Source organism: Caballeronia sp. LZ019 (assembly GCF_031450825.1).
Classification (GTDB): Bacteria; Pseudomonadota; Gammaproteobacteria; order Burkholderiales; family Burkholderiaceae; genus Caballeronia.
Genome location: NZ_JARTVZ010000005.1, coordinates 1,784,495 through 1,796,643, shown reverse-complemented (window position 1 = coordinate 1,796,643; position 12,149 = coordinate 1,784,495). Strand labels below are relative to the sequence as shown.

Sequence of the window (12,149 nt, the reverse complement as noted above, 5' to 3'; positions counted from 1 at the left end):
TGTTTTTCCACATCGAGCGAACCGTGCAAAAACCGCATGACACCCTGGAGACCGCCGCGCCGGGCGAAATGCGGTGCCGGCAATGCGATGCGCCCCGCGCATCAGGCACACGACGATGCGAATCCTCATTGCCGAAGACGACAGCATACTCGCGGACGGCCTCGTCCGATCACTCCGCCAATCGGGATACGCCGTTGACCATGTGAAGCATGGCGTCGAGGCGGATACCGCCCTTTCCCTGCAATCCTTCGACCTGCTCATCCTCGATCTCGGCCTGCCGCTCATGCCCGGCCTCGAAGTGCTGCGTCGCCTGCGCGCGCGCAACTCGCAGATGCCCGTTCTGATCCTGACCGCCGCCGACAGCGTCGACGAGCGCGTGAAAGGTCTCGATCTCGGCGCGGACGACTATATGGCAAAGCCCTTCGCGCTCAACGAACTCGAAGCGCGCGTGCGGGCGTTGACGCGGCGCGGCGCGGGCGGCGGACCGACGGTCGTCAGGCACGGATCGCTGTCGTTCGATCAGGTGGGACGCATCGCGCATATCGCGGATCAGGTCATCGATTTGTCGGCGCGCGAACTCGGCGTGCTCGAAGTGCTGCTGCAGCGGATCGGGCGGCTCGTGTCGAAGGAGCAGCTTGTCAACCATCTTTGCGAGTGGGGCGAAGAAGTCAGCAACAACGCCATCGAGGTCTACGTGCACCGGCTGCGCAAGAAGATCGAGCCGAGCGGCGCGCGGATCATCACGGTGCGCGGCCTCGGGTACACGCTCGAAAAGGCGGCCAGCACGCCGGAAGCCAAGTCGACGGCCGATCCCGCTGCCGCCGGCCAGCACTATAAGTAAGCCGCGCATGGCGTCGCCCGCCTCCACCGAGCGCGCAGCCGAAGCGCCGCGCGAGCCGTCAGCGGCCATCCTGGATGCCGCCGATTCCGACGCCCTGCGCGATGCCCGCTACGCCAATCCGTTCGCCCCGCCCGACGAGCTGGAACCCGGCAGCGAGGCGCACCCGCGCTCGCTTTTTGGCGAGATTCTCGACTGGATGCTCGCGCCGCTGCTGCTGCTCTGGCCGATGAGCATCGCGGTGACGTATCTCGTCGCGAAGTCGATCGCCAACGGTCCGTTCGACCGCGCGCTCGAAGCCGACGCCTACGTGCTCGCCCGCCAGATCCAGCCGGTCAACGGCGTGGCCGAATTGCGGCTGCCGGACGCCACGCGCGATTTCTTGCGCGCCGACAATGTCGACAGCGTGTTCTTCCAGGTGCTCGGGACGCGCGGCGAACTCGTCGGCGGCGACCGCGACATGCCTTTGCCGCACGAGGACGACCGGCCGCAGCCGGGCATCGTCGAGTTTAGGGACGACGTGCTGCGCGGCAACGACATTCGCGTCGCGTACACGACCGTCGATCTGCCCGAACTCGCGTCCGGACGCGATGCCGAAAGCCGCCAGCCCGTGCTCGTGCAGGTCGCCGAGACGCTCGACAAGCGCAGCCAGCTCGCCAACGACATCATCAAGGGCGTGATCCTTCCGCAGTTCGTGATCCTGCCGCTGGCGATCGTGCTGGTGTGGTTCGGTCTGTCGCGCGGGCTCGCGCCGCTGCACGCGCTGCAGTCGAACATGCGCACGCGCCGCCCGGACGATCTCTCGCCGCTCGAAGCGGGCCGCGCGCCGCCGGAAATCGCGCCGCTCGTCGCGTCGTTCAACGATCTGCTTACGCGGCTCGAACAGAACATGGAGTTCCAGAAGCGCTTTATCGCCGATGCCGCGCATCAGATGAAGACGCCGCTCGCCGGGCTGCGCATGCAGGCGGAATTCGCGCTGCGGCAGGACGTATCGACGGAAGTGCAGCGTTCGCTCGAACAGATCGCGACCAGTTCGGAGCACGCGGCGCGGCTCGTCACGCAGTTGCTCGCGCTCGCACGCGCGGAGAATCGCGCGACGGGGCAAATTTTTTCGCGCGTCGAACTGACGGCGCTCGCCCGCGCCGCCGTGCGTGACTGGGTGCAGGCGGCGCTGGCGAAACGCATGGACATCGGGTACGAGGAGCCGCCTTTTCCGGTCGACGTGCAAGGTAACGTCGTGATGCTGCGGGAGATGCTGTCGAACCTCATCGACAACGCGATCCGCTACACGCCGCCGGGCGGGCGCATCACCGTGCGCGTGCGGACCGACGACCACGATCTCGACTTCGTGCATCTCGAAGTGGAAGACACCGGACTCGGCATTCCGCCTGCCGAACGCGAGCGCGTGTTCGAGCGCTTCTATCGCATTCTCGGGCGCGAGGGCGACGGCAGCGGGCTCGGTCTTGCGATCGTCAAGGAGATCGCGGCGATGCACGGCGGCACGCTCGCCATCGAGGATCACGTGTATCAGGAAACGCCGCGACTGGCCGGGACGCTCGTCCGTGTCAGCCTACAGCGGGTTTTTCCTGCCAGGGACAAACCCTGAGCGCAACGGTCGTGCGATTTCCGGTTTCATGCATGAAGCGCTCCGCTTCGCGATAGATCGCGGCCCGATGAGCGCGACTTCGCGCGACTTGACGTTTCCATAGGTATTCTCCATGCCGCACGACGGCGTCAGAACGCCGTAAGTTTTCGTTCCAATAATCTTTGCACCGGCGCTGCCCCGTGGGCTTCGGAAGGGATCGGATACACACGCAAACAACAGGAGACGATTCATGGCTACGATCGAAGGGCGTGTTTCGCACGCACCGATGACGGCGGAGGAGAAGAAAGTCATCTTCGCTTCGTCGCTCGGCACGGTGTTCGAGTGGTACGACTTCTATCTCGCCGGGTCGCTGGCGATCTACATCAGCAAGACGTTCTTCTCGGGCGTCAATCCGACGGCCGGTTTCATCTTCACGTTGCTCGGCTTCGCGGCGGGCTTTGCGGTGCGCCCGTTCGGCGCGATCGTGTTCGGGCGGCTCGGCGACATGGTGGGCCGCAAGTACACGTTCCTCGTGACGATCGTCATCATGGGTCTGTCGACGTTTCTGATCGGCTTCCTGCCCGGTTACGCGACGATAGGCATCGCCGCTCCGGTCATCTTCATCGCAATGCGACTGCTGCAGGGCCTCGCGCTCGGCGGTGAGTACGGCGGCGCGGCCACGTATGTCGCGGAGCATGCGCCGTCGAACAAGCGCGGCGCGTGGACGGCGTGGATTCAGACGACGGCGACGCTCGGCCTCTTCATCTCGCTCGTCGTCATTCTGGCGGTGCGCACGATCACCGGCGAAGAGCAGTTCAGCGCATGGGCGTGGCGCATTCCGTTCCTCGTGTCGATCCTGCTGCTCGCCGTGTCCGTGTGGATTCGCATGAAGCTGCACGAATCGCCGGTCTTCGAGCGCATCAAGGCGGAAGGCAAGACGTCGAAGGCGCCGCTCAAGGAAGCGTTCGGCGAGTGGAAGAACCTGAAGATCGTGCTGCTCGCGCTTTTCGGACTGACGGCGGGTCAGGCGGTCGTGTGGTACACGGGGCAGTTCTATTCGCTGTTCTTCCTCACGCAGACGCTGAAGGTCGACGGCACCAGCGCGAACATCATGGTGGCCGTGGCGCTTCTGATCGGCACGCCGTTCTTCGTGTTCTTCGGGTCGCTGTCGGATCGCATCGGGCGCAAGCCGATCATCATGGCGGGCTGCCTCATCGCCGCGCTGTCCTTCTTCCCGCTCTTCAAGGCGCTCGCCCACTATACGAATCCGACGCTCGAAACCGCGACGCAGAAGTCGCCGATCGTCGTCATCGCGAATCCGGACGAGTGCTCGTTCCAGTTCAATCCGGTAGGCACCTCGAAGTTCACGAGCTCGTGCGATATCGCGAAGGGCGCGCTCTCCAAGGCCGGTCTCAACTACCAGAACGTGGCGGCTCCGGCGGGGACGCTCGCGCAGATCAAGGTTGGCGAGACGGTCGTGAACACCTATGACGGCAAGGCCGCCGACGCCAAGGCGCAAGGCGCTGCGTTCGACAAGACGCTCGCGGGCACCCTGAAGAGCGCGGGCTATCCGGCGAAGGCCGATCCGGCGCTCATCAACTGGCCGATGGCGATTGTCATCCTGACGATCCTCGTGATCTTCGTGACGATGGTCTACGGCCCGATCGCCGCGATGCTGGTGGAAATGTTCCCGGCGCGAATTCGCTACACGTCGATGTCGCTGCCGTATCACATCGGCAATGGCTGGTTCGGCGGCTTCCTGCCGGCCACTGCGTTCGCCATCGTGGCAGCCAGGGGCGATATCTATTCGGGGCTGTGGTATCCGATCGTGATCGCGCTCGCGACCTTCGTGATCGGCATGCTGTTCGTGAAGGACACGCGCAAGTCGAACGTCTATCACGAGGATTGATGCCTGTTGCCGCCCCTTGCGCGTGCGCGTTAAGAAATTACGTGAGAAGGGGTTGACAGACGTTTCGTGCACCACCATAATCTCGTCTTCTTTCGGCGAATTAGCTCAGTCGGTTAGAGCGACGGAATCATAATCCGCAGGTCCGGGGTTCGAGTCCCTGATTCGCCACCAGTTGCACAAAAGCCCTTGATCTAACGGTCAAGGGCTTTTGTTTTGGTGCCTCCCGGAGGCAGGTGCAGCACAAACGTGCAGCACAGGCCCAACATGGCAGCAAACTTTCTGCAAAGATCGCGGCACGATTCCGTGTTCTACTTTCGGCGGCGCGTGCCTGCCGACCTCTTCGGTGTCATCGGCAGGCGACAGATATACAAGTCGCTAGAGACGTGCGTCCGGCGAGAGGCCATAATCCGCGCTCGCGTCCTTGCGACGAAGACCGATCGACTTTTCGCCTCACTTCGCGCCATGCCGAAGACCACTCCCTTCCGCCTTGACTACACCCTCGAACTTCTCTTCGACCAAAGCGGCCTCCCGCAAGCCGTGAGAATAGATGCTGAGCCGGGCGAGCACGAAGCGGCGCAGAGAGCCCTTGAGACCGCTGTGGCGGGCTTGGCGGCGCTGAAGCATCCCACCACCCTCCCCGCTACATCGGCAGCGCCCGCAAGGGCGGCTGTTACCCTGTCTAAGGGTGTCGGGGAATTCATGCGGAGGAAAGATCTCAAGCCGACGACCCTCGCCAGCTACGCAACGAAGCTCGCCTATCTGGTGGAGCAAGCGGGCGGCGAGACTTCACTTCTTGACATTGACCAGTTGCGCTTCGTTAAGCTGGCAGAAGTGATCCTAGATAACGGCGCCTGGTCGGACAAGACCAAAAGCGTCTACATCACGATGATTGGCGGGTTCCTGAACTGGCATCGGCTCCGCAACGGCCTGTCGCTACTTACCGCCGCAACGTTAAAGCCCAAGCGCACTGCCCCATCCGCTCTCGATCGCGACGCTTTCACGCTTGACCAGTTGCGCATGATCTTTCAGCACGCGGCCACTCGCCGCTTGTCGGAACCGCACAAGTATTGGGCAACGGTGGCAACCGCATTTCTGGGTTGCCGAATCGAAGAGCTGGCACAAGTCAACATTGGAACCGACCTCAAGCACGATGTGCAAACCAACGTTTGGTATTTCGATTTCGCCGAAACACCGGACGCTGACGGCGTTCTTCGCAAATCGCTCAAACGCTTGACCAGCTGGCGGCACGCACCAATCCATAGTGCCCTTGTCCGTCATGGCTTCATCGACTACCTAAAGGCACAGCTAGAAGGCAGACAGTTGCGCCCGTTCGAGTCGGCGTGGAAGCCGCATATCGGCAAGCCGGCCGCCAACGGGCAGCCGAATAGCGGCCTGATCAAGTGGAGCCACAAGATAACCAAATGGGGCGGCGACACGCTGGCGGAGCTAGTGGAGGCTGGTTCGCTGCCGGCGGGCACCGCCCTAACCTACTTCCATAGTATGCGTCACACCTTCGCCGATACGCTTGCGGCCGCGAAAGTAACGGAAGAATACAGAGCCGCCATACAGGGCCAGGCGTTCGGCGGCATGAACGCGCAGACCTATGCAAAGCTCCGACAGAACCACAATGCCCTGTCGGAGACCATTGAGACCGCCCTCGGCTGTTATGCTGAGCTGCTGCTTTGACGCGGCCAATCCACAGCTACGAATTTTTGAAGACAGCGCTTCGATGATACTCAAGAAAATGGCATTGCTCGACGTTGAAGGCTCCGACGTTCAACACGTCAGGGATTTTCCATCGCGTTAAAACATTAGGATCGAGCGCGGGGGACACAAGAAGATCGCCAGCGTTGGAGAAAGAAATGAGCCCCTTGTCTAGTAGATGATCGACGTGAGGCGCAAGCAAAAGGCCATTGCAACCATTCAACTTTTCCTCATCGGTGCTGTCCTTCCACGGCTTAATATGACTCGCCCGGAGATGCCGTGGATCTGTAACGCCAGTGACGCGGCACGCCTTTTCGTTTAGCCTAACATTGGCTTTGAAAATACCTTGGCCACGACGGGACTTAACCAACTGCTCCTTTGTTGTAGCGCCGATGTCGGTTCTTCCCTTGATTGCGGCCTCGTGATTTTCTCCGACAGTGTCCGCCTCTTCAACTTCACCTTTCAGTTCTTTTAACGCCGCCCAATATTCGGGCCCAATCAACTCAATCAAAACCCCGGCCATCGACCCAGGGACTTCCGCTAGATAGACTGACTGCAGTCCATCACCAGTTTCCCGCAAAGGCGAATATTTTGAGGGAAGATGTGGAAGAAGCAGAGCAATACTATCTTTCGGGCGGATTTGTGCATGCAGTTCGCGGAACTCGACGGGAACAAGCCAACCTTCGCGTGACCAGGCGGCCCCGGCAGTGCCAAAGTCCGGTTTGGGAGACGATTCGGCCTCGGCAATTGCAATTCCAATGGCCTTGATGCGTGTGTCGCAGAACGAGAAGATCACATCGCCAACTACAATCTCCCGCATATTTTCGTAGAATTGATTCCTGCCGCCATCTGCTCTTTTCTTGGGCGACCAGAGAAATCCGCCTGTTACTTCGGCCTTGTATGTTTGATTTTGGTTTACCCACCAGTAGCGCATTTCTACACCGTCGATTTAATGGGGTTGCAAGTTGACTGCAGTGAGAAAGCGCGCGATGTAGGGCCCGTTAAGTCTGAACACCATGCAGTCATGTTTTTCTTTATCATTTGGTTTAAAATCGGTGTGCGACAAATAATTAAATTTAGTTTGGCGCTATAGATCTCCACAGCCCCGGCGCACATTAGCGTGCGCGAAACATGGTATCCAATTATGCAGACGTGGAACAGGGGGCGACCGGACACCTAGAGATGCTGCTACGCCCGACTCCGGCCTTGCGCGGCGATTGATTTGCACCAAGCAATCTACTGCATGTCGCTTCGTGTGCCTGCATCACCTCGGCGTAGACTCGATACGCGCCAGCACGCGACACAACTGCCCCCGATGCCACACGCCGCCATTTGGCGTCTTGATGCCAAGCGAGTTGAGCTCCGCCACCATATCGCGCTGTGACAGGCTTCGCGCGCGGAAGCCTTCAATCACCCCCGCCAGCTTGTGTGCGAAGGCGTCAGCGGCCTTCTGGCGGTGTGCAATGTTCGGCCTGAGGTTCGCAGGTCCGGCCGCGCCCAATTTCACGCCGCGCGCCTTTGCTGCCGTTAAAGCATCTCGCGTCCGCTTGCTTATCTGATCGCGCTCCCATTCGGCCATGACCGCATGCATCTGAATCATGACCTTGTTAGCTTGCGGCATATCAGCGGCTACGAAGTCGCAGCCGGTCTCCAGCAGGCCAGACACGAAATGCACGTTACGGGCGAGACGGTCGAGCTTCGCAATGATGAGCGTCGCACCGCGACGCTTGCACAGCTCAAGGGCGGCGCGGAGCTGTGGACGCCTTTCGAGCGCATTGGCACCCTTGCCGGTTTCAGTCTCCGTGAACTCGCCGACCAGCTCCCACGCGCCGCCGTTCAGGTAACGCTCGACTGCTTCGCGCTGTGCTTCGAGGCCGAGCCCCGACTGACCTTGACGCGCCGTGCTGACACGGTAGTAAGCAACGAACTGACTCTGCGCCATGATTTTCCTCCGAGTGCCGGCCTCGCGACGAGACGACCGTTTAATGTGAGACCAGTATCCCACTGGATGCCAAGCAAGTCAATGATAAGTCGTAGTTGACTAACCAGTGACTAGTCTGTATCATGGTTCTACTGCCACTCTTGGAAACATTCATGCAGGAAGAACTGTTGAGCACGCAGGCCGCTGCGGAGCTGATTGAAAGCGCCGTTCACGAATCAGGAGGAGCAACCTACTGGTCTCGCGTTCTGACCAACAACCGCCGGGAAGACCGCAACCCACCGCACCGGGTCCCCTTCCAACGACTAGGTGGCGGTGCTTTCTATCGGCCGGAGGACGTAGAAGCATTTATCGAGTTTGAGAGGTCGCGCCGTCTCGGCGTTGTCAAGCTATCTGGGCGGGCAGCGGAGGCAATCCGCGCGTTCGGCATTGGCGAGAAAGGCGGCAGCTCGACCGGTCGCAAGCTCAACGTTTCTGCCGTTACGCTCCAGATAGACGAAGCAACTGGCGCGCACTTCGTGCAGCTCGTCACGAACGACCCGCTTATGGTGTATCGGCTTGAACTTAGTGAAGCCAAGGCGCTGGCGCAGGAACTGGCAGACACAGCCCAAGCAGGCGAGCGAGGCGCACGATGACTACAGTTCACACAATCACTGCAGCGGAAACGGCGCTTACGCTCTATCGCTATCTCGGCACGCTTCGTAACTGGACGAACTTTCTCGGCGACAACATTCGCGGAGAACAATGCGTCGCCGGTTACATGCTGATGCCGTGCGCAGAACGCCATGACGGAAGGTCCTTCCGTCCTATCTACGCAGTCTCGGACGTCAGAGCGTTCATCGAAAATGTGCGAAGGGCGATACCAAGCGCCGGCAAGAAAACCATCAGAACGACGCCTCTTACCATTGACCCCACCAAACATTGGCGCGTCAATAGGTTTGATCGAGACGGCAGTCCAATGGCGAGACTAAGCGCAACAGGGCGTGCCGAGCCATTTTTTTCAATGGCGCGCGTGTCCTCGTTGTGACGAAGTTATCCGATTTTCGGCGCACGGCGTGCGTGGACTGGCTGGATCTCACGCTTACCACGTGCGGCCGGACCCAGTTTCGATATCTACAAGCAGCTCTGATCGCAGCCGGTGCCGATAAGCGATGGTTGGAACCTGTCGACCCAAGCCCCGGCGGAGTGACAAACACCTTCCGAGTGCGCTTCACCGACCGTCTGGCGAACAACTATGCCGCACTGCGGGAGGCGATTGCAGAAGTTTCGCGTGTCTTCCCTCTTGCGAGTGAGCCGAGCATTACCGCAATAGAGGTCGCATGCGACTTCATGCATAAAAGTGAGCTAGCACTGCGTGATTCGGCAACAATCTCCATGACGCATCGCCTCCAGAAAAGCTTGTTTGCAAACGGCACGAAGCCCCGCCAATACGATCCTTTGACCCGCAAGAATCGCTTCATGGATAAGCCCGGTCGCCGCCTCAATCCCAAGCTTAATTTCCGCGTTGGAAACAGGGACGATGATCTGGCATGGCACGTCTACTGGAAAATTACGGATAAAGACCTTCCGGTGCCGTCGTCAGAGCGGCGAGCGCGGGTGGAAGTCACGCTTCAACGAGATGTGCTGAGGTCTGTCGGGCTGGCAATGCTTTCGGACCTCGACGGATACGGATTCGGGAGTCTTGCGCCGTTTTTCCGATTCCGGACGCCCATCGCCCCGGACAAGCAAGCGCGCGGGAACCGCTACAAGCTAAAGGCAATCGAAATGAACAGGCGCTTGAACGACGCCACGCCGGAGCGCGGATTGCACAGCTTCGAGCCCTTAGGGCGGCGCGATAGGTGGCGGAAGCTGCGCAGCGAGAGTAGTCATCTACAAGCCGACGACGAGCTTCAGCGTGCGGTAAAGAACGCGCTACGCCATCTAAAGCTGTAGGTGGCTTGCGCAAAAAAAGGAGCGCAAATCGACCTATTGGCGCGCTTTAAACGCTTGCTGCGCCTGAATCCTGCCCCGATGATCCTAATAACTGTATGTATACGCTTTCCAATAGTCTCTCTACGAGGACGACCTGATGACTCTTAGCGGCGCGAGGGCCGCCCAATGATTGCAAAGACGCTGTCCGAGCTTTAGACACAACGCATGCGTAGATAGACGCATGCGATCCTCGAACATGTGCAACCGATCAGGCGTGCGGCGGGAAAAATCACGATATCTTAGAAAACGCAAGCATGTCGCATGGCGGTCCATTCATCGACTGGCGATCGATTTGGTGGAACCTTATAGATCAGCAGGCGGCTCGCGCTAGCCCGCCCGAAGACGGCAACGCGGCACGTCTTGCCGCGAGCCGATCGACTATCTATATTTGAGGCAATCGAAGACGCAAACGAGCTTGAAGAAATTAGTAACGACGTTCGCTTTCTTACTTGAAGCGAGCGCAAGATTATCAACAAGAAACTTTTGAAGCTGCGTCACCTTCAAAGACTTCTCGGGAAGCAAAGCCGCGTGGTTGACGACTGTCTCCGCGTCATACAGGGCGGCATAAGCCTTGAAATCTTTCGCAAATTCCTTCGTTGCTTCTGCCGTAACCCTCGAAACATTCGTGGGAATAAAATTAACGAGCGATGCCTTAGCAGCGGCAACAACCCTGGAATCAAAGTTCTTTACGTTAAATCCCGGGCTTCCTTGAGCCGTTTTCAAGTATTTGAACACCGGGACATTTTTTGAACGCTTCAGTATTTCTGGTAACGTGTCTCTAAGAATAAGATCCGCCTTATATCCGCCATCATTCAGCAGAACATCTTTTATAAGATCCATACGACTTATGGCTGTGTAACCTTTATCCATTAGGCGCTCTCTTATGCCTACGCCTACCGCAAACTCCAACTTTGTAAAGTCCATCTGGTCGTTGATGTCCTGCACATACAAACGCTCACTCGGCACTGTGGTATGAACGAGCTCAAACACCTGCTGCTTGAGCATTCTTAGTATCCGGGCCGGTATTTTTCGCTCTGTTTTTGTCAGTGCCTCAAGAACACTCGCAAACGAACCAGTGGTGACTTGGTATACCGGCAAGCTTCTGCCGTCGTTACTAAGAATATTGCGCTCAAACCTATCCGTCGCAACGTTGGGGTCCCACTGCACGAAGACTAGCCTATCTGCGAGCTTTGCAACGTTAGCTGGCGATAGGCACGATATTATCGAATGGATGATATCTAAGATATTCTCATCGTAAGAGAGTAGCCGAGGAATACTATCGGATTCTCCACAAAGAAAGTTAGCAGCTTCGACGCTAAATACGGATTCCGACGATGAAATTCGTCATAGTCGGATTTGGTGAGCACGAGGGACGAAGGATCGGTGTGTGAACCGTGAATCTTGTAGATTTCCCCGATCCCCTGGATCTGCGAGAACAGGAGTGCTTCCTGACCTACATATACTGTGTAATCCGGAAACAGATACTCTAGCAGACCATCCCAGTTCGTGGTCACGATTCCATCGACGACGATTTTTCTTAAAAGCTCCAGTTCCCCGACCAGCTGAGGATCATTAGTAATAACCCCCGATTCGCCGATGTGTCTAGCAATCTCGATCTTAAGGGCTGATTCTTTGTTGGTCGCGATCTTCCTGTATTGTTCGCGCGATTCCTTGTATTTTTCGTCTTTCCACCATCTCTCATGCAGCTCTCGCGCCATAGCCGATGCCAATTCCGGAAGGTCTCCGCCCGCCGTCGAATTGAGGAATTCGTAATCGAGTCCGTGCGCTTGGCATTGCGAACGCAAAAGCCCCTCCCAGCCCTCAAGACCAAGGTATCGTCTAGCGACGCCTGATCCGATGAAGATATAAGGTGGCGAAGAGAAAGACTTAAAATGATTTAGAAGGCTCTCCGTTAAATCCATCTAATCCTCATGTTCGTTGTTACCTGCTTTTCTTGACAGTGCGCACCGCTCGTTGCGTGCCGGACGGTCACACACCGGGCCCCCAATGTTACGTCAGATAAAAGCTTGGGCCAATGCGCGACGTTTGCGCAAGATGCCGACGCCCTTAGTCGAGCTATGATTGCGTCATGTCCAACTCAGAGGTGCAGCACATTCGCCACCACGGGCAACTGAAAAACAAGAGAAACCTTTGCGGATCATAGGGTTGCGCTGATTTCTGGTGTCGAGTCAATCGAGTCCCT

Annotated in this window: 11 protein-coding genes, 1 tRNA gene and 1 pseudogene; 9 read left to right on the top strand and 4 right to left on the bottom strand. The window is 58.4% G+C overall.

Going from position 1 to position 12,149, the window contains the following annotated elements; all coding sequences use genetic code 11:
- Positions 1-115 precede the first annotated feature (115 nt).
- From P9255_RS21865 to P9255_RS21845, 6 genes and pseudogenes are all read left to right on the top strand, one after another.
- Positions 116-841: a response regulator transcription factor gene (locus P9255_RS21865; RefSeq protein WP_309763248.1), complete on the top strand. Its 726-nt coding sequence runs from the start codon at positions 116-118 to the stop codon at positions 839-841.
- Positions 842-848: 7 nt separating this feature from the next.
- Positions 849-2,444 (top strand): sensor histidine kinase N-terminal domain-containing protein, encoded by a 1,596-nt coding sequence (locus P9255_RS21860; protein ID WP_309763249.1) that lies wholly within the window; start codon positions 849-851, stop codon positions 2,442-2,444.
- A 229-nt stretch (positions 2,445-2,673) separates the two neighbouring features.
- Positions 2,674-4,332, top strand: coding sequence for an MFS transporter (locus P9255_RS21855; RefSeq protein ID WP_309763250.1), 1,659 nt, complete (start codon positions 2,674-2,676; stop codon positions 4,330-4,332).
- 94 nt (positions 4,333-4,426) lie between these two features.
- A tRNA-Met gene (locus P9255_RS21850) sits at positions 4,427-4,503 on the top strand.
- A gap of 93 nt (positions 4,504-4,596) precedes the next feature.
- A pseudogene (locus P9255_RS27330) lies at positions 4,597-4,779 on the top strand (DUF6538 domain-containing protein); the annotation flags it as partial.
- A 15-nt stretch (positions 4,780-4,794) separates the two neighbouring features.
- Positions 4,795-6,018: a hypothetical protein gene (locus P9255_RS21845; protein ID WP_309763251.1), complete on the top strand. Its 1,224-nt coding sequence runs from the start codon at positions 4,795-4,797 to the stop codon at positions 6,016-6,018.
- A gap of 16 nt (positions 6,019-6,034) precedes the next feature.
- Here the strand turns inward: P9255_RS21845 and P9255_RS21840 are convergent, their stop codons facing one another.
- Both P9255_RS21840 and P9255_RS21835 read right to left on the bottom strand, forming a co-directional pair.
- Entirely contained in the window at positions 6,035-6,970 is a 936-nt protein-coding gene (locus tag P9255_RS21840; protein ID WP_309763252.1) for an HNH endonuclease signature motif containing protein, read from the bottom strand.
- Between the two features lie 330 nt (positions 6,971-7,300).
- On the bottom strand, positions 7,301-7,978 hold the full coding sequence (locus P9255_RS21835) for a recombinase family protein (RefSeq protein WP_309763253.1): 678 nt from the start codon (positions 7,976-7,978) through the stop codon (positions 7,301-7,303).
- 152 nt (positions 7,979-8,130) lie between these two features.
- On the opposite strand from P9255_RS21835, the gene P9255_RS21830 reads away from it, so the two are divergent.
- From P9255_RS21830 to P9255_RS21820, 3 genes are read left to right on the top strand one after another with little or no spacing between them, the layout of a single operon-like run.
- On the top strand, positions 8,131-8,610 hold the full coding sequence (locus P9255_RS21830) for a hypothetical protein (RefSeq protein ID WP_309763254.1): 480 nt from the start codon (positions 8,131-8,133) through the stop codon (positions 8,608-8,610).
- Entirely contained in the window at positions 8,607-9,002 is a 396-nt protein-coding gene (locus tag P9255_RS21825; RefSeq protein WP_309763255.1) for a hypothetical protein, read from the top strand. The genes P9255_RS21830 and P9255_RS21825 overlap by 4 nt, the downstream gene beginning before the upstream one ends.
- A 32-nt stretch (positions 9,003-9,034) precedes the next feature.
- Positions 9,035-9,907 carry a hypothetical protein gene (locus P9255_RS21820; RefSeq protein ID WP_309763256.1) on the top strand — a complete coding sequence of 291 codons (873 nt, stop codon included), beginning with the start codon at positions 9,035-9,037 and terminating at the stop codon, positions 9,905-9,907.
- Between the two features lie 417 nt (positions 9,908-10,324).
- On the opposite strand, the gene P9255_RS21815 is transcribed toward P9255_RS21820, so the two are convergent.
- Together P9255_RS21815 and P9255_RS21810 are read right to left on the bottom strand one after the other, a co-directional pair.
- Positions 10,325-11,113, bottom strand: coding sequence for a hypothetical protein (locus P9255_RS21815; protein WP_309790429.1), 789 nt, complete (start codon positions 11,111-11,113; stop codon positions 10,325-10,327).
- A gap of 71 nt (positions 11,114-11,184) precedes the next feature.
- A complete protein-coding gene (locus P9255_RS21810) occupies positions 11,185-11,868 on the bottom strand; it encodes an SIR2 family protein (protein WP_309790428.1) in 684 nt (227 codons plus the stop codon).
- Positions 11,869-12,149: the final 281 nt, after the last annotated feature.

Coding starts and splice junctions, on each gene's coding strand:
- P9255_RS21855 (WP_309763250.1), top strand. CDS start 2,674: ATGGCTACGATCGAAGGGCGTGTTTCGCACGCACCGATGACGGCGGAG.
- P9255_RS21860 (WP_309763249.1), top strand. CDS start 849: ATGGCGTCGCCCGCCTCCACCGAGCGCGCAGCCGAAGCGCCGCGCGAG.
- P9255_RS21825 (WP_309763255.1), top strand. CDS start 8,607: ATGACTACAGTTCACACAATCACTGCAGCGGAAACGGCGCTTACGCTC.
- P9255_RS21865 (WP_309763248.1), top strand. CDS start 116: ATGCGAATCCTCATTGCCGAAGACGACAGCATACTCGCGGACGGCCTC.
- P9255_RS21830 (WP_309763254.1), top strand. CDS start 8,131: ATGCAGGAAGAACTGTTGAGCACGCAGGCCGCTGCGGAGCTGATTGAA.
- P9255_RS21840 (WP_309763252.1), bottom strand. CDS start 6,970: ATGCGCTACTGGTGGGTAAACCAAAATCAAACATACAAGGCCGAAGTA.
- P9255_RS21810 (WP_309790428.1), bottom strand. CDS start 11,868: ATGGATTTAACGGAGAGCCTTCTAAATCATTTTAAGTCTTTCTCTTCG.
- P9255_RS21845 (WP_309763251.1), top strand. CDS start 4,795: ATGCCGAAGACCACTCCCTTCCGCCTTGACTACACCCTCGAACTTCTC.
- P9255_RS21835 (WP_309763253.1), bottom strand. CDS start 7,978: ATGGCGCAGAGTCAGTTCGTTGCTTACTACCGTGTCAGCACGGCGCGT.